Annotated in this window: 12 protein-coding genes; 2 read left to right on the top strand and 10 right to left on the bottom strand. The window is 72.2% G+C overall.

Annotated elements, in window-relative coordinates:
- Positions 1-10: 10 nt before the first annotated feature.
- From ACWZEH_RS21300 to ACWZEH_RS21270, 7 genes are all read right to left on the bottom strand, one after another.
- The gene (locus ACWZEH_RS21300; RefSeq protein ID WP_456192710.1) at positions 11-1,624 is read right to left on the bottom strand and encodes a succinic semialdehyde dehydrogenase; all 1,614 of its coding nucleotides are present in this window, start codon (positions 1,622-1,624) and stop codon (positions 11-13) included.
- Positions 1,625-1,728: 104 nt separating this feature from the next.
- Positions 1,729-3,642 (bottom strand): serine/threonine-protein kinase, encoded by a 1,914-nt coding sequence (locus tag ACWZEH_RS21295; protein ID WP_456192709.1) that lies wholly within the window; start codon positions 3,640-3,642, stop codon positions 1,729-1,731.
- A 79-nt stretch (positions 3,643-3,721) separates the two neighbouring features.
- Positions 3,722-5,497: a serine/threonine-protein kinase gene (locus ACWZEH_RS21290; RefSeq protein WP_456192708.1), complete on the bottom strand. Its 1,776-nt coding sequence runs from the start codon at positions 5,495-5,497 to the stop codon at positions 3,722-3,724.
- Positions 5,498-5,596: 99 nt separating this feature from the next.
- Positions 5,597-6,889, bottom strand: a complete 1,293-nt coding sequence (locus ACWZEH_RS21285) for a serine/threonine-protein kinase (RefSeq protein ID WP_456192707.1) — start codon at positions 6,887-6,889, stop codon at positions 5,597-5,599.
- Between the two features lie 104 nt (positions 6,890-6,993).
- Positions 6,994-8,688, bottom strand: coding sequence for a serine/threonine-protein kinase (locus ACWZEH_RS21280; RefSeq protein ID WP_456192706.1), 1,695 nt, complete (start codon positions 8,686-8,688; stop codon positions 6,994-6,996).
- A 168-nt stretch (positions 8,689-8,856) separates the two neighbouring features.
- On the bottom strand, positions 8,857-11,523 hold the full coding sequence (locus ACWZEH_RS21275; protein WP_456192705.1) for a protein kinase: 2,667 nt from the start codon (positions 11,521-11,523) through the stop codon (positions 8,857-8,859).
- A gap of 153 nt (positions 11,524-11,676) precedes the next feature.
- The gene (locus tag ACWZEH_RS21270) at positions 11,677-13,770 is read right to left on the bottom strand and encodes a serine/threonine-protein kinase (RefSeq protein WP_456192704.1); all 2,094 of its coding nucleotides are present in this window, start codon (positions 13,768-13,770) and stop codon (positions 11,677-11,679) included.
- Positions 13,771-13,940: 170 nt separating this feature from the next.
- Here ACWZEH_RS21270 and ACWZEH_RS21265 point away from each other — a divergent pair, with 170 nt between their 5' ends.
- Positions 13,941-14,984: a serine hydrolase domain-containing protein gene (locus ACWZEH_RS21265; protein WP_456192703.1), complete on the top strand. Its 1,044-nt coding sequence runs from the start codon at positions 13,941-13,943 to the stop codon at positions 14,982-14,984.
- Between the two features lie 135 nt (positions 14,985-15,119).
- Here the strand turns inward: ACWZEH_RS21265 and ACWZEH_RS21260 are convergent, their stop codons facing one another.
- On the bottom strand, positions 15,120-16,826 hold the full coding sequence (locus ACWZEH_RS21260) for a glycerol-3-phosphate dehydrogenase/oxidase (protein WP_456192702.1): 1,707 nt from the start codon (positions 16,824-16,826) through the stop codon (positions 15,120-15,122).
- Between the two features lie 301 nt (positions 16,827-17,127).
- On the opposite strand from ACWZEH_RS21260, the gene ACWZEH_RS21255 reads away from it, so the two are divergent.
- Positions 17,128-18,336, top strand: a complete 1,209-nt coding sequence (locus ACWZEH_RS21255) for a nucleotide sugar dehydrogenase (protein ID WP_456192701.1) — start codon at positions 17,128-17,130, stop codon at positions 18,334-18,336.
- A 452-nt stretch (positions 18,337-18,788) separates the two neighbouring features.
- Here the strand turns inward: ACWZEH_RS21255 and ACWZEH_RS21250 are convergent, their stop codons facing one another.
- Together ACWZEH_RS21250 and guaB are read right to left on the bottom strand one after the other, a co-directional pair.
- Positions 18,789-19,913, bottom strand: a complete 1,125-nt coding sequence (locus tag ACWZEH_RS21250) for a GuaB3 family IMP dehydrogenase-related protein (protein WP_456192700.1) — start codon at positions 19,911-19,913, stop codon at positions 18,789-18,791.
- A gap of 202 nt (positions 19,914-20,115) precedes the next feature.
- The gene (gene guaB, locus ACWZEH_RS21245) at positions 20,116-21,624 is read right to left on the bottom strand and encodes an IMP dehydrogenase (RefSeq protein ID WP_456192699.1); all 1,509 of its coding nucleotides are present in this window, start codon (positions 21,622-21,624) and stop codon (positions 20,116-20,118) included.
- Between the last annotated feature and the right edge of the window lie 109 nt (positions 21,625-21,733).

Genomic DNA, 21,733 nt, shown 5'->3' with positions numbered 1-21,733 from the left:
CGTGGGCCGGCTAGCGGAAACGGAATGCCTTCATCAGACGCAGACTCCGGCTCATGAACGCCGCGTACTGCTCGTCGTCCATGCCGAAGGCGGGCGCCATGGGCAGCAGCCGCTGGTGGGCGACGGTCTGTGCCTCCGTGTACTTGAGGATGCCCTCGGAGCCGTGCCGGCGGCCGAGGCCGGAGTCCTTCATGCCGCCCATCGGCGACTGGACGCTGCCGTAGGCGGGCGCGTACCCCTCGTTGATGTTGACCGTGCCGGTGCGCAGCCGGGCGGCCACCTCGCCGCCGCGCCGGGCGTCCTTCGTCCAGACCGAGGAGTTCAGTCCGTACGGGGTGGAGTTGGCGCGTTCGACGGCCTCGTCGTCGGACCCGAAGCGGTAGAGGGAGACGACCGGACCGAAGGTCTCCTCCGCGCAGACGCCCATGGACTCGTCGACGCCGTCGAGGATGGTCGGCTCGTAGAAGTAGGGGCCGATGTCCGGGCGTGCCGTGCCGCCCGCGATCACCTTGGCACCCTTGGCGACGGCGTCGTCCACGTGCCGGATGACCGCGTCCAGCTGGCGTTCGCCGACCAGGGAGCCCATGTCGGCACCGTAGGCCAGGGATGTGCCGAGGCGGATCGCTCGGGTCCGGGCGGCGAAGCGCTCCAGGAAGGCGTCGGCGACCGACTCGTGGACGTACAGCCGCTCGATGGAGATGCAGAGCTGGCCCGCGGAGGAGAAGCAGGCACGGACGGCGCCCGCGGCGGCCCTGTCCAGGTCGGCGTCCTTCAGGACCAGCATGGCGTTCTTGCCGCCGAGCTCCAGGGACACCCCGACGAGCCGGGCGGCGGCGGTCTGGGCCACCTCGCGGCCGGTGCGGGTGGAGCCGGTGAAGGAGACGTAGTCGGCGCGCTTGACGACCTCCGGACCGACGACGGGTCCCTCGCCGAGTACGACCTGGAAGACGTCGGCGGGCAGTCCGGCCTCGATCAGCAGGTCACGGGCCCACAGGGCGGTGAGGCAGGTCTCCGTGTCGGGCTTCATCACGACCGCGTTGCCCGCGACGAACGCCGGGAGCGCGTCGCCGACGGACAGTTCGAGCGGGTAGTTCCAGGGGGCGATCTGGCCGACGACACCGCGCGGGTGACGCCGTTCGACGGTCTTCGTGAGGGCCGGCATGGCGCCCGCGTGCCGCTTGGGCCGGAGGTACGCGGCGGCCCTGCGGCCGTAGTGACGGGCGGCGACGGCGACGGCCTGGACCTCCTCGTGGGCGTGCAGGCGGGCCTTGCCGGTCTCCAGCTGGATCAGGTCGAGCACTTCGGCCTGGCGTTCGAGCACCAGGTCGTGGAAGCGGAGCAGCACGGCGGCCCGCCGGCGTACCGGGATCCGCGCCCACACGGCCTGGGCGGCACGGGCCGCCTCGAAGGCCCGCCCCACGTCCTCGGGGGTCGACTCGGGCAGGTCGGCCAGCTTCTCACCGGTGAAAGGTGTGTGGTTGGCCGTCCGCCCGGACCCGACGACTCCCCTGGTCAGCCGGGCGACCAGCTCGGGCGTGACCACGTCGGCCGCGGTGCGGGCGCCCTCCGGGGCGGCGGCGAGAGGGTTGGTACCGGTCGTGTCCCGGGTCTGCGCGTCCGTCATGAGCCGCAGGGTATGCCCGCGCGAACACTTTGTGTACCCGTCGGTAACAGATTCACCGACCGCTCACACACCACGCCAGTGAGCGCTGGCAGCAAACCCGCTGATCAGGGTGTCGTCGACCGGACCTTCCCGATCTCGAGCCGGTCGCGGGCGCCCTCGAACACCGCCGTCCCCTCCTTTTCCCCGGGCCTGCCCCTGGGCATGTCGACACGGAGCTCGTACATGCGGTCGTTCTCGGCGAGGATCATCAGCTGCATGACCCGGACGCGCAGCTCGTCCGGGCCGTACGTCGTGTCGGCGAGGACGGCCTCATACCCCTGGAAGCCGGTACGGGTGTACTGGGTGCGCGCGTCCCCGTCGTACGTGTCCCAGTCCGCGTGCGCCCGTTGCGCCTGGGCCATCGGGGACCGGGGGGCCTGGTCCCACTGGGTGAGGCGGACCTCGACGCCGTCCCGGGAGCTGCCGTCGTCGAGCCCGTAGACCACGAGCCTGGGCTGATCGCGCGCACCGCCTTCCCGGGCGAACTCCTGGTAGCCGTGCGGGAGGGAGAGGACGGCGGCCATGGCGGCCTCGCGGTGGGCGGTCCAGAGGGGCGAGGCCGGGGCGACCGTGGGGGTGGGCGTGGAGGTGGCGGCGGCGGAAGCGCGAGCGGTGCGCTCGGTGGCCGCCCCCGTGTCCGCCACGAGGGTGACGGCGGACCAGGCACCGCCCACGAGCAAAGCGCCGAGGGCCGCCACGGGAGCGGGACGGAGAAGGCGCCGCGCGAGGGGCGGGGGCGCGGGGGCACCGGGACCCGGGGTGCCGGAATCGGAGGTGCCGGAATCGGAGGTGGGCTCGGACCCGGACTCGCGTTCGCCTTCGGGCCTGGAGACGTCGGACCTCGGCTCGGACTCCGGGATCGACCCGGGCATCGGCTCCGGCCCGGGCCCGGGGATCGGCTCGGGTATTGACCCGTATACCGACTCGGGCCCCAGCTCCGGTCCCGGCTCCGGTACGCGTGGGCCGCTCCAGCGCGGTGCGGGTACCGGTACCCGCACCGCGCTGGAGCGGCCCAGTCGCACCGTCCCGGCGTCGTCCGCCGGCTCCCTCATCCCGGAAACGTCCTGGCTCCTCGCCCCGGATGCCGCCGACGCGGGTTTTGGCCATCCGCTCGTCACCGCTTCCAGTTCCGCGGCGGCCTCTTCCGCGTCCGGCCGGTCCTCGGGCTCCTTCGCCAACAGCCTTACGATCAGCGGCCCGAGCCCGCCGGCCTGCTTCGGCTCGGGCGTGTCCTCGGCGATGACCGCGGCGAGCGTGGACTCCAACGCCGTACGGCGGAACGGGGACCAGCCCTCGACCGCCGCGTACAGCAGAACGCCCAGGGACCACAGGTCGGAGGCGGGGCCGGCGAGGCGGCCGGACATCCGCTCGGGGGCGACGAACTCCAGCGAGCCGATGAACTCCCCGCCGGCCGTGAGGGATTCCTCGCCCTGGACGTGGGCGATGCCGAAGTCGGTGAGGACCACCCGCCGGTGCGGTCCGAGCAGGACGTTGGCGGGTTTCACATCGCGGTGCACGATGCCGACGGCGTGCGCCGCCCGCAGTGCCCCGAGGACGGCGAGGCCGATCCGGGCGGCCTCGGCGGGCGGCAGCGGACCGCGTTCGAGCAGCTCGTGCAGCGACTCACCACGGACCAGCTCCATGACGATCCAGGGGAGTCCGTTGGTGCCGTCCCGCCCCTCCGGATCCTTGACCCCGTCGTCCTCGACCACGACGTCGTGGATGGCGACCGCGGCGGGATGGTCGACGCGGGCGGCTGCACGGGCCTCGCGGTACAGCCGACGGGCGGCCCGCCGGTGCCTCTCGTCCCCGGGACGGCCCGGTAACCGCGGCTGCTTCACGGCGACTTCACACTGGACGAGTTCGTCGAGCGCCCGCCAGACGGTGCCCATGCCGCCGGATCCGATCTGCTCGATCAGCCGGTAGCGGCCGCCGACCAGGCGACCCCGGGCGTCCGTCGCGCCACCGTCGTTGCTCATGCCCCATCAGTACCGTGCGAGGCACCGCGTTGTCGACGCGGTGCCCGTACCGGGCGCGGCACGGCCCTCCCGGACCGGATCAGGACTCGTCGACGTCCAGGTTGGCGATCACGGTCTTCGCCACTTCACGCCCGCGCTCCGTGAAGTCGCCCTTGCCCGGGTAGCTGACGGTGAGCTTGTACATGTCCTCGCCGGACGTCATGTAGTAGAAGATCCGCATCTCGCGGGGACGGGGGTTCTGGCTGTCGGTCGTGGTGTAGACGACGGTGTTCTCCGCGGCCTTCCTCCCCTTGTGCGTGAGGTCCGGCTTCGGCTCCGTCCTCGCGTTCTCCGGCATGCCGAGGGCGTAGTTGCCCCTCTCCTTGAAGTCCTTGTTGTCGTCGTACATCTCGGCGTCGGCGGAGGCCTCGATCTCGTTGCCGGTGTCCTCGGCCTTCCGGTCCAGCGTCAGACCGACCCAGATGCTGCCGCTGTGGTCCGTGTACCTGACCCAGCGTTCCTTGTCGCCGCCCGGGGAGTCCTCCGGGTCGGGCACGGTGCGCTGGTAGTCCTCCGGCACCGAAACGGACGCCGCGACGTCCCTCTCCTTGTGGGTCTTCCAGTCGTCGGGAAGCGGTCCCGCGAACGGGTCCGCGATCACCAGGTACGCGGCCACCGCTCCGGCGACGACCGCCGCGCCCAGTCCGATCAGTGTCCTGTAGCCGATCCGGATGCCCTTGCCGGCGGATCCACTGCCGGAGCCGTCGCCGGGGCCCGGGGTGTGGACGATCTGCGTGGGCTGGGGCGCGGGCGGGTTCGCGACGGCGTCCAGCAGCGCGCGGACCCGGGCGGCGTTCGGACGGTGTGCCGGGTCCTTCTGCAGCAGGCCCGTGATGACCTCGGCGAGCGGACCCCGCGCGGCGGCGGGTGGCGCGGGCGCGGCGTTGAGGACGGACTGGAGGGTCGCGGGCGTGTTGCTGCGCCGGAACGGTGAGACGCCCTCCGTGGCCGCGTACAGCACGACGCCGAGGGACCACAGGTCGGATGCGGGCCCGGGGCGCTGGCCCAGCACCCGCTCGGGCGCGATGTACTCGGGCGAGCCCACGAAGCCGCCGGTGTCGGTCAGGTTGGTCTCGCCCTCGATCTGGGCGATGCCGAAGTCGGTGAGGACGACCCGGTCGTGCCGGCCGAGCAGCACGTTGTCCGGTTTCACGTCCCGGTGCAGGATGCCGGCCGCGTGCGCGGCCTCCAGCGCGCCGAGCACCTCCAGGCCGACCCTGGCCGCCTCGCGCGCGGAGAGGGTGCCCTCCTCCTGCAGGACGGCGCCCAGGGAGCGGCCCTGGACCAGCTCCATCACGATCCACGGCTGCCCGTCCACGACCGCGACGTCATGGACGTTGACCACCGCGGGGTGATCGAGCCGGGCGGCGGCACGGGCCTCTCGGCGCATGCGTTCGAACGCGTTGGCGCGTTCGCGTTCGGGAAGGTGGTCCGGGACGCGGGGCTCCTTGACTGCGACCTCGCGGTCCACCGTCTCGTCCGCCGCCCGCCACACCGTGCCCATGCCGCCGTGCCCGAGCTTGGAGAGCAGCCGGTAGCGACCGGCGATGAGCCGGCCGGCACCGGGGTCGTCCTGCGACGATTGAGGGGACGATGCCTCGCGGCGGGACGGCTGCGAAGGCGGTGCCGGCGGCGGTGTCGACGGCCGGCCGGGCGCCTGCTGCCGCGAATACTGCTGCGGAACCACCTGCGTGGGTGCCGCGTACGGGTTGCCCGGATGCGGCACGGACGCGGGCGGGTTCGGGTTCGGCGGTTGCAGACCGAAACTCGTCGGTTCGTCGGCCGCGCCGTGGCGGGCTCCCCCGTTGTTGCTCATGCTCCATCCATATCGCGCCAGGCCCTCGCGGAGCCACAGCGGGTGCCGTCCGGTCACAGACCCGTGACTCCGTTCGCGGCTTATCCACCTTTTATGCGACTACGCGCCCGACGAGGAGATGCCGGACACCACGGACCGCGAAGGTGTCACCGATGTCACCACGGCAGAAGACGTGGGGGGAGATGGCGTGGGAGAAGCGGACGGCCCCTCCGTACGGGGTGGGCGGGGCTCGGGAGGCCGGCTCGCGGGCGTCAGCGGCCCGGTGCTCGACGGCGTGCCGCCCCCGCCCCCGCCGCCGCCGCTTCCGTCACCGTCGCGGTCCAGGAACAGGAGCGCCGCGGACGCCCCCGCCCCCATCAGCGCGGCGACGGCCAGCGCGGCCGCGAGCACGCTTCTCATGGGCCGCCCCGGCGAGCGCACGGCGGCAGGCCCGCCGGACACGTGCCCCCGCCGGCGTGCCGGGTGTCCGGACGGGAGGTGGCCGAACGGCGTGTGGCCGAACGGCGTGTGGCCGAGCGGCGGGGACTCCGGTGTGCGGCCCGTTTCGAGGAAGGACCGCAGCATCCCCTCGGCGCGGTCCGCGTCCAGCCGCCGGGCGGGGTCCCGCTCCAGCAGGCCGCGTACGACGGGCAGGATCGGCCCGGCTTGCGCGGGTGGCCGTATCTCGTCGGCCACGACCGCGTGCACGATCCCGCCGATCGAGTCCCGGCGGAACGGCGACTCGCCGCTGAGCAGCGTGCACAGCAGCGCGCCCAGCGACCACAGATCGGACTCGGGTCCGCTCCTGGCCCCGGACATCCGCTCGGGGGCGGTGTACTCCGGCGAGCCGACGAAGGAGCCGGACTCGGTGAGCGTGGTGGCGCCGGCTACCTGGGCGATGCCGAAGTCGGTGAGGACGACCCGGTCGGTGCCGCACTCCAGCAGCACGTTCGCGGGTTTGAGGTCGCGGTGCAGCACGCCCGACGCGTGGGCGGCGCGCAGCGCGCCGAGCAGGGCGATGCCGATGCGCGCGGCCTCCACCGCGTCGACCGGGCCCCGTGCGGCAACACGGTCGGCGAGCGAACCGCCGTCGATCAGCTCCAGGACGATGTACGGACGTTCGTCGTCCTCGACGACATCGTGGACGACGATGATGTGCGGATGGCTCAGCTGGGCGAGCGCCCGCGCCTCCCGCAGGGTGAGGTCCCGCTGCCGACGGGCCTCCGTCGCGGTGAGCGTCTCGTCCAGGGGGAGTTCCTTGACGGCGACGCCACGCCCGAGCAGTTGGTCCGTCGCCCGCCACACCACGCTCATACCGCCGCGCCCGAGCCTCTCCTCCAGGCGGTAACGGCCTGCGACGACACGGTCGTTGGGCCGCGCGGACCCGCTTTTGGGTTCCCCCTCGGTCACCATGGGCCCATCATGCCTCACCGGATGTCATCCCTCCGGTAGGCCTATTCGGCCAAGCGCCGCCGTCACGGCCCCGAACGGCCGGATTCCCCCGGGGCCGGGCCGTCTCAGCCGGCTTCCCGCCATCCCCGCAGGACCGTTTCGAACTGCCGGCCCGTCGTGGCCCAGTCCTCGGCCGGGGACGCCATGTAGATCGCGTACTCGACGCCGTCACGGGAGGTGTACATCTGGTCCACGGCCCGGTACGGCCCGGGGAACTCCGTGTCCTTCGCCAGCGCGGTCCAGGTGTACTCCAACCGCGCGCTCTCGCGGTCGCGGTAGACGCGGCGTTCCAGCGTCGTCTGCCGGTAGTCGACCAGACGCTGCCCTATCTGCTGGTCCAGATCGCTCAGATGCTCGAACGGGTCGGCGAAGTCGGGGGAGTCGTCGACGGCGATACGGATGAAGGTCCTGCCGCCGTCGGGCGTGTAGTCGACCTGGCGGGTCGCCTCGTCGAAGACGACCCGCTCCCAGTCGTCACCGGGCAGGGCGACGCTGAAGCCGAACGGATCGTCACGACGCACCCAGCCCGCCGGCAGCCCACCCGTCTGCTCGCCGCCGTCCGCGCCGGTCTCGTCGGACGCCGACGACGGCGTGGCCGTGGGGGCCGGTTCGTCGAAGGGCGACGCCGAACTGCCGCTGTCCTGTTCCCTGCCGTCGCCCCCTTGCACGAGCAGCAGTGCCGTCCCTCCGCCGACGAGCGCGGCCAGGACCGCGACCAGGGCGATCAGACGCCCGCGCCCGGGCCGCCGCGGCACGGTGGGGGCGACGCCTCCGGAGGGCGACTGGACGGCCGTGACACGGGGGTCGGTACCCGCCCCGGGCTCGTACGCCGTCGGTCCCGAGGGCCACGGAGACGGCGACGGCACCGGCGACGGCGAGGCCGAGACCGAGGCCTGCGAGAGCGTCGCCTGTGACGACGACGGCGATGTCTGCGCCGAGGCCGGCCGTCGCCCCTCCGCCGCCTCGGCGAGCATCTGCTCGGCCGCCGCCACGTCGGGCCGCGTGACCGGATCCTTGCGCAGGAGTGCGCTGATGACGGGCGCGAGCGGGCCTGCGTACCGCGGCTCGTCGGCCTCCTCCTCCACGACCGCCTGCATGGTGGTCAGCGGAGACGTCCGGCGGAACGGAGATCTGCCCTCCACCGCCGTGTACAACGTCGCGCCGAGCGCCCAGAGGTCCGAGGAGGGGCCGGGATCCTGGCCGCGGATCCGCTCGGGTGCCAGGTAGTCGACCGAGCCGACGACCTCTCCGGTACGGGTGATCGCCGTGTCGCCCTCGATCTGCGCGATGCCGAAGTCGGTGAGCAGCACGCGTCCGTCGCCGCCGAGAAGCACGTTGCCGGGCTTGACGTCGCGGTGCACCACCCCGGCGGCGTGCGCGGCGCGCAGGGCGCGCAGCACCCACAGGCCGATACGGGCCGCCTCACGGGGCTCGACGCGCTCCCGCTCCTTGACCGCGTCGGCGAGCGAACGGCCTTCGACCAGCTCCATGACGATCCACGGCCGGCCGTCGTGCTCCAGGACGTCGTGCACGGTGACGACCGCGGAGTGGTTGATCCGTGCCGCCGCGCGTGCCTCGGCGCGGGTCCGCGCCAGCATCATGGCCTGGTCCGCGTCGGAGACGTAGAGCGCGGCGGTCAGCTCCTTGACGGCCACCGACCGGTGCAGCACCTCGTCGTGCGCGCGCCACACCCGGCCCATGCCACCGCTGCCGATGGCATCGCCCAGCCGGTAGCGGCCCGCGACGAGCAGGCCCTGCATCTGATTCACCTTGCCCCGCAATGCTCTTGACAGGGTCAGATTAGGTTTCCGGGGTCCGGCCTGGGAACAGCGGGCGGGCCATGGAAACCGCACTGTGATGGTTGCCACTGCGGGGAACGCGCGGTGGCGGATGCGGCAGCGGCGACTGCCGAGGCGTACGGCGCCGGATCAGCCGGTGAACCGGTAGGTCGCCGAGGCCTGCTCGAACAGCCGGGTCACCTCGTCCCGTTCACCCTCAGGGCCGCGCACCTGCAGTACGTGGTACCGGCCGTCGATCAGCGCGGCCAGATTGCGGATGTACAGCTCACCGCTGTCACCGGTCCAGGTGAACTGGCCCTCGGCCATGGTCCGTCCGCCCACCTCGATGGTCTTCAGACCGGTGGAGGTGGCCCAGCTGGAGTCGCGGTACGGCTGGAGTTCCCGCTCGTCGTCCTGCTGATAGGCCATCGGGTCGTTCCCGTACTGCGCGGCGCTGTCCCGGCCCGGGACGACGATCAGTTCGAAGTCGCCGCTGGAGTAGAGGACCTGACCGCTGCCGTTCTTCCCGGTGCGCTGCCAGCCCTCCGCCACGGCGACACGGAAGCCCTCCGGGTCCTTGCGCAGGGTGAAGCCCTCGGGGACGTCGGGATCGTCGGGGCTGGTGGTCTGCGTCTCGTCGGCCGCGCCGGACTCCCCGGTGCCGCCCTCCGGGTTCTTCGGGTCCCCCGGTTCCGCCGAGGAGTCGCCGGAGCCGGATCCCGGCGCGCCGCCCGCCTCCTGCGAGGGAGACGCCTCGCCCGCCGTACCGGCCGCGCCGGTGCGGCCGGCCGTCCCCGCGCCCCCGGTCTCCTCACCGGCCTTCGGCATGAACATCACGGCGTACGTGATCGCCGCGGCCATGGCGAGCAGCACCAGCAGAAGCAGCGTGCGGCCCAGCCGGCGCGGGGACTTCGACTCCTGTCTGGCCCGCTTGTGCCGTCCGTGGTGCGCCGGCAGTCCGGCGCGGCGCCTGCGCACCAGTTCGCCCCGGCGGCGCACGATCGGCAGCCGACTGGTGTCGACCGGCGGCGCCGCTATGACGTGCACGCCTGCTTCCGGTTCGGGCGCCGACCGCACCAGCGAACGCAGCCAGCCCCGCAGTTCCTCGAAGTCGAGCCGCTCGGTGGGATCCTGGCGCAGCAGCGACTCCACGACCGGCCTGAGCGGCCCGCACTCCTCGGCGAACGCGGGGGGCTCGGCGCACACCATCTGCACCAGCTCGGCCGTCGACTCCTCCGGGTAGGGCGCGTGTCCCTGTACGGCCCGGAACAGGAGCGCGCCCAGTGCCCACAGGTCCGTCGCGGGGCCGATGGGCGCGGCCAGCTGCCAGTTCTCGTGCACGGGCCCTGCCTGCTCCGGCGCCCACCGCTCCGTCACGGGGCCGACGACGGCCATCCGTGCCTGTCGCGCCCTCTCCGCGGCCAACGCGGTGGTGGGGCCCCGGCGCACGGGTGCGTGGACCGCCGGCTCGCCCCAGTGTGCGGTGGCCGGGGCGGCCCCGCCGGACGGCAGGGCCGTACGCCCGTGCAGGTCGGCACTGCCACTGCCACTGCCACTGCCACTGGACAACTGCGGGCTGCCGGTGGCCTCCACGCCGTACGGGTCGGCTGTCTGCCTCGGCGGGACCGCGCCGGTCCCACTCCCGCCCGAAGTGGCCGACGAACCGTTGGTGTGCGGTGCGAGGGGGGCCTGGTCGCCGTCTCCGGTGGCGGAAGCGGCGCCGGGCAGGGCTGCTCGGCCCGACCGCTGCGCCTCCTGCACCCGGGCGGCGGCACGGGCCCCCGCCCGGTACGCGGCGATCGCCCCCGCGCGGGCGGCTCTGACGTCCCCGGCGCTGTCGATGGCCCGCGCGGCCGACGCCCCGGCCCCCGGGCCCGCCGCCTCGCCCCCGGGAAGCCGACCTGCTCGCGCCTCGATGGCGGCCCGTCGCGAGGCGTCGGGAGGTGAGCCGGAGCCGGGCCCGTGGGCGGGACCGGAACCGTGTACGGGGTCAGGGTCGGCGGTGAACCCGGGCGGCCATGACGGGGTGCGCCCCGGTTCCTGTGCCGGAACCCCGGTGCCCGTGGGCGCCACGGGCCCCAACGCCCCGGCTGCCGAGCCCGAGCCGGCCCGCGGCACCACAGGGTTCGGAGCAGCCCTGCCCGCAGCGGTAGCAACCGGAGCGGCAGGTGCCGGCAGGAACGTGTCGGGAACAGGCACCGGGTCGTACCCGCACAGCGCCTCCTCCGCCGCACCGACCGCGAGACCGGTCAGCATCACGCGGCCGTCGTCGCAGACCAGCACCGTACGGGTGGTGATGTTCCGGTGCACCCAGCCGTGTCCGTGCAGTACCCGCACGGCCATCAGAACGTCGGCGGCGACCTCGGCCGCCCGGTACGGGGACAGCGGCTGCTCGGCCAGCAGCGCCGCCAGCGGCCGGGCGGACACCAGTTCGCTGACGATCCAGAGGGAACCGCCCTCCGCGAACACGTCGAAGACCTGGTCCAGGCGAGGATGGTCGGGGATGGCCGCCGCGGCCTGCGCGGCCTCGACCGCTCGCCGCACCACGGGATCGGTGGGCCGCCGCGTGCCCGCGCGGTCGGCCGTACGCCCCGCGGACCGGCGGGCGCCTCCGTCGCGCGCCGTGAAACCGTCGGGCAGTCCTTCCGCGTCGAGCACCTCGGCCTCGACGACCTCCGGCAACGGGATCTGTCTGACGAGGACTTCCTGCCCGCTGTAGGTGTCGAAGGCGCGGGTCTCGGTCAGTTCGTACTCGTCGGACGGCGGCAACGGCAGGCGGTAGCGGTCGGCGAGAACCCGCCCCGCGTATTCGTCCACTGCGCCTCCCCCGGCATTATGGTCGGTCAGGTCCGCTCGCCCAGCGGCCTGTTCCGGCTTCGTACGGTCCGCGAATATTCACGATACGTGCCGGAGGCAACCCGGAGAGAGGGGATGCCACATCTCATTTCCCATTCGGGTGACCGCTCATGCTCAGGACTTGGGTTCAAAGGACTGCGTCAGCGCCTTCCAGGTCTCCTTGCGCTGTTCACCGCCCCAGCCGTCGGCCTTCGCCGTGTACATCAGCGCGTACCCGACCCGGCCGTCCACGACGAACCCCCGGTCGATGGTCCGGTACTTCGTACCGCCGTCCACGTAGGTGAACTCCCAGTCGGCGGTGTTCCACCCCCGGTAGTCCACCGCCTCTATTCGGACCCTCTTGTACTGCGAACGCACCATGCCGCGTTCCTGGTTCTCCCAGTCGGCCACCGGATCGTCCTTCGGCGTGGACGTCCAGGCGATGAGCAGCTTCTGTCCGTCGGGCCCGGTGAACCGGTCCCCGGCGCCATCCGTCGACCGGTACCTCCAGCCCTCGGGCAGACCGATCGTGTACCCCTGGGTCCCGTTGTGCGTCGCCACCACCGAGGCGTCCCCGTCGGCCCCGGCCGACTCGCCGGACCCGGTGTCACCGGCGTCGCCGGATTCCGCTCCCGTGCCTGTGCCCGTGTCCTTCGATTCGGCCGCCTCACCGTCGGTTCGGGTGCTGTCGCCCGCGCCGCCCTCGGAGCCGTCGTCCTTCTTCGTGTCGGCGCTGGGCGCCTGGCCGGAGGCGACCTGCTCCGGGCCGTCCTTCGCTCCCGCGCCGCCTTCGTCGTCGCCACCGAGTGTCAGGGCCAGCACGGTACCGATCACGGCGAGCACCACGACCACCGCGATGAGGACCAGCGTCCGCCGCGGCACCACGTCGGTGAGCGACGCCTTCGGCGCGGGCCGCGCCGGCAGGTCCGGCGGCGTCATCACGGGCCACCCCGAATCCCGGGCGCCCGACGTCGAGTTCGTCGCCCCGGAAGTCGAGCCGGGCGCCGAGCCGCGTACCGGACCGGACCCACGGTTCGCCGCCGGCCCACCCGACCGCACCCCGTTCCCGTCCCCCTTCCCGGCCCCGGTTCCAGCCCGAGTCGTGGCCGGCGCGGCGGCCGAGGCCGCCGGATTCGCCGCGGCGGTCTTCCCGGCCGTCGAGCCGTCGGCGCGGCTACCGGACTTGGCGCGCGTCGCGGCCGCCGAACCGGCCGCCCCTGCCGACACCGCGGCCTTCCGCACGGAACGCATCGCGCCGCGCAGCCGTTCCCCGGCCTCCTCGCCGCCCCGCCTGCCTCCGCCACGCCCGCCGGGCTGCTCGGGCAGCGGCACGACCTTCGTCGCGTCCGCCGGTTCCGAGTCGGCGCCCTTGGTCCCGGACGCGTTGATCACCGCGTTCAGCATGGCCCGCGAAGTGGCGTCGTCGAGCCGCTGGGCCGGGTCCTTGGTGAGCAGTCCGTAGATGACGTCCCTGAGCGGTCCCGCGTTCCTGGGCTCCTCGAGCGGCTCGGTCATCACCGCCGTGAGCGTCGCGATCGCGGACCCCTTGTCGTACGGCGGCGTACCCTCCACCGCCGCGTACAGCAGCCCGCCGAGCGACCACAGGTCGGCCGCCGGCCCCGGCTTGTGCCCCCGGGCCCGCTCCGGGGAGATGTACGAGGGAGCACCGACCAGCATGCCGGTCGAGGTGATGGACGGGTCGCCCTCGACCTGGGCGATGCCGAAGTCGGTGAGCACGACCCGGCCGTCCTCGGCGATCAGCACGTTCGAGGGCTTCACGTCGCGGTGCAGGATGCCCTCGCGGTGGGCGGAACGCAGCACGTCGAGCACCGCGAGCCCGACCTCGGCGGCACGCCGGGGTTCCAGCAGGCCGTCCTCCCTGATGGCCTCGGCGAGCGACTTGCCCTCGACGAGCTCCATCACGATCCAGGGCCGGTCGTCCTCCTGGACCACGTCGAAGACCGTCACGGCACTGTTGTTACGGATTCGCGCGATCGCCTTGGCCTCGCGCAGCGTCCGTGTGATGAGCCGCCGCTTCTCCTCCTCGTCGATGCTCGACGGGAACCGAAGCTCCTTGACGGCGACGGTCCGCCCCAAGGTCTCGTCCTCGGCGCGCCACACCGTCCCCATGCCGCCGCGGCCGAGCACATCTCCCAGCCGGTACCGCCCGGCGAGCAGACGTGCGCTCTCGTCCTGACGGGTTGTCCCCGCCCGCTCCGGCTCCGACATGCGTCCCCTCATGCAACCCGCCCCGACAGAGCCTTCATTGTCCCTCACCCGACAAGTGCTCCACGCCCAGGGTGCCTCTGGCCCCGGCTCGCGCCCGACGCACCCGGAACCCGGGTGAAGGACGTGCTCCACGGCCCTGCATGATGTCCCTCCCACAAGGGAGGAACCGGATGCCGCCGCCTCGGACGCTCCTTGCCATCGCCGTGTCCGTGGCCACGCTCGCCCTGGCGCCGACGGTCTCCTCGGCCCTGTCGGCCCATCCCGCCGACGTACTCCTCCCATTGCTGGTCACCCGGGGTGGAGCCCCGGCGGCGGCCCTGCTGGCCGTGGAGGAATCCGGCCCGCGCTATGCCCGCGCCGGCGAGGGCATGGGCCGGACCGACCACTTCCGCGCCGGCAGCGTCACGAAGACGTTCATCGCGACGCTCGTGCTGCAACTGGTGGACGAGCACCGCCTGTCGCTGTCCGACACCGTGGAGAAACATCTGCCGGGACTGGTGCGGGGAGCGGGCAACGACGGCCGCGCGCTGACCCTGCGTTCCCTGCTCAACCACACCAGCGGTCTGTACGACTTCGCCGAGGAGACCCGCGGCACGGTCCCCGTCACTCCCCGTCAGGCACTGCGTATCGCCCTCGCCCACTCCCCGGCCGGCCCCGGCCGCTACTCCTACTCCAACACCAACTACGTCCTGCTCGGCCTGGTCGTCGAACAGGTCACCGGTCGCTCGTACGCCACCGAGGCCGAGCGGCGCATCATCGTTCCGCTGCGTCTGACGGGCACCTCCTTCCCCGGCTCCCGCTCCTCCCTGCCCTCCCCGCACGGCCGCGCCTACGCCGCCGGCGGGGCCGATGTCACCGCACTCGACCCGCGGGTGGCCGGCGCCGCGGGCGAGCTGGTGACCACGCTCGCCGACCTGGACCGCTTCTACGCGGGCCTGCTCGGCGGTGGACTGCTGCCCCCGCGCCGGCTGCGCGAGATGCTCGACACCCGTGCCACACACGGCTCGTACGGCATGGGCCTGTACCCCGTGGAGCTTCCGTGCGGCACCACCGTGTGGGGGCACAACGGACACATATCCGGCAGCTACGTGCGCAGCGCAGCAACCGTCGACGGCCGGCATGTCCTCACCTTCCGGGTGAACACGGACGCGATAGCGGACCCCGGTCTGGAACCCGCGGTACTCGCGGCCGAGTTCTGTCCTCGCACCCAGTAGAACGGCCGGGTCCCGAAAGGAGATCCCAGTTCATAACACCCGTTCGAGTGAACGTGACCCCGAACCCCGGACCCCGGACCTGCGATCCGGGGTCCGGTGTCGGTCTCGTCCCGCCCCCGGCCGACGGCCTCTCCCCTACGACGGAACGATGTCCGGAGCCCCCAGCCGGGCCGCGTCCGCCGTCAGGTCGTCCGGTTGCCGCTGCGACTCCCGTTCGGCCTCCACCCGCTTCTCGTAGTGCCGCACCTCGTGCTCGATCCGGTCCTTGTCCCAGCCCAGCACCGGCGCCATCAGCTCGGCGGCCTCCAGGGCGCTGCGCGTGCCCCGGTCGAACGTCTCTATGGAGATGCGGGTCCGCCGGGTCAGCACGTCGTCCAGGTGCCGTGCCCCCTCGTGCGAGGCGGCGTAGGTGATCTCGGCGCGCAGGTAGTCGTCGGCCGCCTGCAGTGGTTCGCCCAGCGTGGGGTCCTGCGCGACGAGTTCCAGAACCTCTTCGGCAAGCGACCCGTACCGGTTCAGCAGGTGCTCGATCCGTACCACGTGCAGTCCGGTGCGTGCGGCCGTCCGTGCCCGCGCGTTCCACAGCGCCCGGTACCCCTCGGCGCCGACCAGCGGTGTGTCCTCGGTGACACAGGCGGCGACCCGCACGTCGAGCCCGTGCACGGCCTCGTCCACCGCGTCCTTGGCCATCACCCGGTAGGTCGTGTACTTGCCTCCCGCGACCACCACGAGTCCGGGCACGGGATGGGCCACGGTGTGCTCGCGCGACAGCTTGCTGGTCGCGTCGGACTCACCGGCGAGCAACGGCCGGAGGCCGGCGAACACGCCCTGGACGTCGTCCCTGGTGAGCGGGACCGCGAGGACCGAGTTCACATGCTCGAGCAGGTAGTCGATGTCCGCGCTGGACGCGGCCGGATGCGCCTTGTCGAGGTCCCAGCCGGTGTCCGTGGTCCCGACGATCCAGTGCCGGCCCCACGGGATGACGAACAGGACGGACTTCTCCGTGCGCAGGATGAGCCCGGTGGTGGAGTGGATGCGGTCCTTGGGGACGACCAGGTGGATGCCCTTGGAGGCCCGTACGTGGAACTGGCCCCGCTCACCCACCATCGCCTGGGTGTCGTCGGTCCACACCCCTGTGGCATTGACTATCTGCTTGGCGCGGACTTCGTACTCCCCGCCGCCCTCGACGTCCTGCACCCGGGCACCGACGACCCGTTCGCCCTCGCGCAGGAATCCGGTCACCCGTGCGCGGTTGGCGACCCTGGCGCCGTATGCCGCCGCGGTGCGCACCAGCGTCGTCACGAAGCGGGCGTCGTCCATCTGGGCGTCGTAGTACTGGAGCGCCCCGACCAGGGCTTCCTTCTTCAGGCACGGTGCCACGCGCAACGCGTGACGGCGGCTCAGGTGCCGGTGCACGGGCAGCCCCCGTCCGTGTCCGGGGGCCATCGACATGGTGTCGTAGAGCGCGACGCCCGCCCCGGCGTACAGCCGCTCCCAGCCCTTGTGCTGCAACGGGTAGAGGAACGGCACCGGTTTCACCAGGTGCGGAGCGAGCTTCTCCAGCAGCAGGCCGCGTTCCTTCAACGCCTCCCGCACGAGGGCGAAGTCGAGCATCTCCAGGTAGCGCAAACCGCCGTGGATCAGTTTGCTGGACCTGCTGGACGTGCCCGACGCCCAGTCACGTGCCTCGACCAGTCCTGTGGACAGGCCGCGCGTCACGGCGTCCAGCACGGTGCCCGCGCCGACCACGCCACCTCCCACCACCAGCACGTCCAGTTCACGCTCCGCCATGGATGCGAGTGACTCGGCGCGCTCCGCCGGTCCCAGTGTCGCTGTCCTCACCGCTGCCTCCCGCTCGTCGGTCGCATCGGCCGCACCCGTCGGGCGAAGCCCGGCCCCCCTCCCTCATGCCCAGATTCTCGCCGGGTTGCCCGATTCCAGCCACCACGCGCCCCACCCTGTGGACGACTCACGCCGCGACTCGGCGGAACCCGGTGAAACTCAGTGAAACCCGGCGAAACTCGGCCAACCAATACGGCATAACGGTCATATTTACTCCTAGTCTGACATTGCGCTCGCTCGTTCTGTCCACAGAGCTTGCGCGCCTGTCCCGCTTCGGTTACTGGGAAGGACGGCCCACGCCATGCCCGCAGATCTCGCCGTCATCGGACTCGGCCCGTACGGCCTGCCCCTGGCCCAGGCCGCCGTCGCCGCCGGCATCCCCACCATCGGCTACCGGACCGGCCCGGAGGCCGCCTCCCTCAGCCCCGCCGAGCTGCGCCGCATGGCCGCCCAGGGGTTCCGCGCGATCACCGGCCCCGCCGAGCTCGGCCGGGTGCGCACCGCCGTCATCTGCGCGCCGGTCCCGCGCGGCGCGGAAGGCGGGCTGGATCTCGGCCCGGTGGAAGCGGCCGCCCGCACCCTGGCCGCGCGGCTGCGCCCGCACACCACGGTGATCCTCGAGTCCCCGGTGCCCCCCGGAACGACCGAGGACTTTCTCCGCCCCCTGCTCGAATCCGGATCCGGCCTCCGCGCGGGCCGCGGCTTCCACCTCGCCTACTCCCCCAGCCGCGTCGACCCGGGCAACCGCGACTTCACCCCCGCCAACACCCCGAAGGTCATCGGCGGTCTCACCCCGGCCTGCACCGAGTCGGCCGCTGCCTTCTACGGGAGGCTCACCGACAAGGTCGTCCGCGCGCGCGGACCGCGGGAGGCGGAGACCGTGCAGTTGCTGGAAACCAACTTCCGGCACGTCAACACCGCCCTCGTCAACGAGATGGCCGTGCTCTGCCACGACCTGGGCGTCGACCTGTGGGACGTCATCCGCTGCGCGGAGACCAAGCCCTTCGGCTTCCACTCCTTCCGCCCCGGACCCGGCGTGGGCGGCCACGCCCTCGCCCAGGACCTGACCGCCCACACGGGCCGCACCCTGCGGATGGCGGAACTCGCCCAGCAGGTCAACGGCAGGATGCCCCACTACGTCGTCCAGCGCGCCGCCGCGCTCCTCAACGAGCACGGCAAGTCGGCCCGCGGCGCACGCGTGCTCCTCCTCGGCGTCACCTACAAGGCCGACCTCGCCGACCAGCAGGGCAGCCCCGCGCGGGAGATCGCGATGCGGCTGATGGAGCTGGGTGCCTCGGTCAGCTACCACGATCCGCACGTCCCGTCCTGGAGCGTGCTCGACCGTCCCCTCCCCCGCGCCGACTCGCTGTACGAGGCCGCCGCCGACGCCGATCTGACGATCCTGCTCCAGCAGCACCGCACGTACGACCTCCAGGGCCTGTCCGTGAAGGCCCAGCTGCTGCTGGACACGCGCGGAGCCACACCGACGGGGGCGGCGCACCGGTTGTGAGAGGGACGAGAGGGGGCGCCCGCGGCGTCCCCTGCTTCAAGAGCTGATGGCGGGCGGCACACGGCGCAGGTATTTTGGGATTCAGGCAGGGTCCACCGCAGAAGGCACTGCGGCAAGCTCCGGATGGATCACGGAGTGTCCACCCCTGTGTCTCGTAGGGGTGGCCGCTCACCATCCAGAAATCCGCAGAACCCACCTCCTTTGGCACTTCACCGTCCACAGACGGATCCGGTCCCAGCGGGTGGGCTTGCGGTGGCGACCCGTCTCCCGGTATTCACGCCGAAGGCAACCGCGCGCCCTCCTCGCGCCCCACGCGCCCCCATCACCACGCACCACCCTCGTGGACATGCGACGGGGCCCGGCCACCCCTTACGGATGGCCGGGCCCCGTCCTCACTCTCAAGCTCTCAAGGGTGTCGTGCACGCCGCGCTCCGTGCGGGCGCGGCATCACGTCATCGCCGGTGCTGCGAGTCCGCCACCGTCACCTCGACGCGCTGGAACTCCTTCAGGTCGCTGTACCCGGTGGTGGACATGGCGCGGCGCAGGGCGCCGAAGAGGTTCATCGAGCCGTCGGGCTTGTGCGACGGACCGGTGAGGATCTCCTCTATCGTGCCGACGGTGCCGAGGTCGACCTTCTTGCCGCGCGGCAGCTCCTCGTTCACCGCCTCCATGCCCCAGTGGTTGCCCCTGCCGGGACCGTCGGTGGCGCGTGCGAGGGGGGAGCCCATCATCACCGCGTCGGCGCCGCAGGCGATGGCCTTGGGCAGGTCGCCCGACCAGCCGACGCCGCCGTCCGCGATCACGTGCACGTACCGGCCGCCGGACTCGTCCATGTAGTCGCGGCGGGCGGCCGCCACGTCGGCGACCGCGGTCGCCATGGGGACCTGGATGCCGAGCACGTTGCGGGTGGTGTGCGCGGCGCCGCCGCCGAAGCCCACCAGGACACCGGCCGCGCCGGTGCGCATCAGGTGCAGGGCCGCGGTGTAGGTGGCGCAGCCGCCGACGATCACCGGGACGTCCAGTTCGTAGATGAACTGCTTCAGGTTGAGCGGCTCGTGCGAGCCGGAGACGTGCTCCGCGGAGACGGTAGTCCCACGGATCACGAAGATGTCCACGCCGGCGTCGACGACGGCCTTGGAGAACTGGGCGGTGCGCTGCGGGGAGAGCGCGGCCGCGGTGACCACGCCCGAGTCGCGCACCTCCTTGAGGCGCTGCCCGATCAGCTCTTCCCTGATGGGTGCGGCGTAGATCTCCTGGAAGCGGCGCGTGGCCGTCTCGGCGTCCAGCTCGGCGATCTCGTCGAGCAGCGGCTGCGGGTCCTCGTAGCGCGTCCACAGTCCTTCGAGGTTCAGCACGCCGAGGCCGCCGAGCTCACCGATACGGATCGCCGTGGCCGGCGAGACGACCGAGTCCATGGGGGCTGCCAGGAACGGCAGCTCGAAACGGTAGGCGTCGATCTGCCAGGCGATCGAGACCTCCTTCGGGTCCCGCGTACGGCGGCTGGGGACGACGGCGATGTCGTCGAAGGCGTACGCCCGGCGGCCGCGCTTGCCGCGCCCGATCTCGATCTCAGTCACGTCTGTGGCCTTTCCCTGATGCGTTGCAGCGCCTTCCAGTATCCCCGACCGTCACACCCCGCATCGCCCCGCGTCACTCCGCATCACTCCGGACGAACGACGAGGGCGGCCCGGACCTCTCCCGGGCCGCCCTCGGACGACTGTCACACGCGTGCGTCACACGCCGGTGCGGACCGTCAGCGTCTGCGGTCGCGGTGTGCCGTCAACGCTTGCTGCTGTAGTTGGGCGCTTCGACGGTCATCTGGATGTCGTGCGGGTGGCTCTCCTTGAGCCCCGCGGAGGTGATCCGCACGAACCGGCCGTTCGCCTGCAGGTCGGGCACGGTCCGGCCGCCGACGTAGAACATCGACTGGCGCAGGCCGCCGACCAGCTGGTGGACCACCGAGGAGAGCGGGCCGCGGTAGGGCACCTGGCCCTCGATGCCCTCGGGGACGAGCTGCTCGTCGGAGGCGACGCCCTCCTGGAAGTAGCGGTCCTTGGAGAACGACCTGCGGTCGCCGCGGGTCTGCATCGCGCCGAGCGACCCCATGCCGCGGTACGACTTGAACTGCTTGCCGTTGATGAACAGCAGCTCACCCGGCGACTCCGCGCAACCCGCGAGCAGCGAACCCAGCATCACCGTGTCGGCGCCCGCGACCAGGGCCTTGGCGATGTCGCCGGAGTACTGCAGACCGCCGTCGCCGATGACCGGGACACCGGCCTCCTTGGCGGCGAGCGCGGCCTCGTAGATCGCGGTGACCTGCGGCACGCCCACGCCGGCGACGACACGCGTGGTGCAGATGGAACCGGGGCCCACGCCGACCTTGATACCGTCGCAGCCCGCGTCGACCAGGGCCTTCGCGCCGTCGCGCGTGGCGATGTTGCCGCCGATGACGTCGACGCCGGTGGAGTTCGACTTGATCTTGGCGACCATGTCGCCGACGAGGCGGGAGTGGCCGTGCGCGGTGTCGACGACGATGAAGTCGGCGCCCGCCTCGATCAGTGCCTGGGCGCGCTCGAAGGCGTCGCCCGCGACGCCGACCGCGGCACCGACCAGCAGCCGGCCCTCGCCGTCCTTGGCGGCGTTCGGGTACTGCTCGGCCTTCACGAAGTCCTTGACCGTGATCAGGCCCTTGAGGACGCCGTGGTCGTCCACCAGCGGAAGCTTCTCGATCTTGTGGCGGCGCAGCAGCTGTACGGCCTCCGCACCCGAGATGCCGACCTTGCCGGTGACCAGCGGCATCGGCGTCATGACGTCGCGCACCCGCTGTGAACGGTCGGTCTCGAAGGTCATGTCGCGGTTGGTGACGATGCCGAGCAGCCTCTTGTTGCCGTCGGTGACCGGGACGCCGCTGATGCGGAACTTGCCGCACAGGGCGTCGGCCTCGGCGAGGGTGGCGTCCGGGTGAATGGTGATCGGGTCGGTGACCATGCCCGACTCGGAACGCTTCACCAGGTCGACCTGGTTCGCCTGGTCCTCGATGGACAGGTTGCGGTGCAGGACACCGACGCCGCCCTGGCGGGCCATCGCGATCGCCATGCGCGATTCGGTCACCTTGTCCATGGCGGCGGACAGCAGCGGGACGTTGACCCGCACGTTCCTGGAGACGTGCGAGGCGGTGTCGATCTCGTCGGGCGCCATGTCCGACGCGCCCGGCAGCAGCAGCACGTCGTCGTAGGTCAGCCCGAGTGTCGCGAATTTACCGGGCACTCCGTCGACGTTCGCAGTCATGACACCTTCCCCAAATGGCCTTGATCGGTGCGGATGTCCATGCTAACGGGCAGGAGAGCTGTCTCATTCCATGGTTCCGCGAGGCTCCGCCTTTTGTACGTTTGTACGG

The sequence above is a fragment of the Streptomyces yamdrokensis genome, assembly GCF_053890455.1.
This window is presented reverse-complemented; position numbering and strand designations above follow the sequence as displayed.

Bases quoted from the DNA above. Each gene is read 5' to 3' on its own strand.
- ACWZEH_RS21300 (WP_456192710.1), bottom strand. From the start codon at position 1,624: ATGACGGACGCGCAGACCCGGGACACGACCGGTACCAACCCTCTCGCC.
- ACWZEH_RS21295 (WP_456192709.1), bottom strand. From the start codon at position 3,642: ATGAGCAACGACGGTGGCGCGACGGACGCCCGGGGTCGCCTGGTCGGC.
- ACWZEH_RS21290 (WP_456192708.1), bottom strand. From the start codon at position 5,497: ATGAGCAACAACGGGGGAGCCCGCCACGGCGCGGCCGACGAACCGACG.
- ACWZEH_RS21285 (WP_456192707.1), bottom strand. From the start codon at position 6,889: ATGGTGACCGAGGGGGAACCCAAAAGCGGGTCCGCGCGGCCCAACGAC.
- ACWZEH_RS21280 (WP_456192706.1), bottom strand. From the start codon at position 8,688: ATGCAGGGCCTGCTCGTCGCGGGCCGCTACCGGCTGGGCGATGCCATC.
- ACWZEH_RS21270 (WP_456192704.1), bottom strand. From the start codon at position 13,770: ATGTCGGAGCCGGAGCGGGCGGGGACAACCCGTCAGGACGAGAGCGCA.
- ACWZEH_RS21265 (WP_456192703.1), top strand. From the start codon at position 13,941: ATGCCGCCGCCTCGGACGCTCCTTGCCATCGCCGTGTCCGTGGCCACG.
- ACWZEH_RS21255 (WP_456192701.1), top strand. From the start codon at position 17,128: ATGCCCGCAGATCTCGCCGTCATCGGACTCGGCCCGTACGGCCTGCCC.
- guaB (WP_456192699.1), bottom strand. From the start codon at position 21,624: ATGACTGCGAACGTCGACGGAGTGCCCGGTAAATTCGCGACACTCGGG.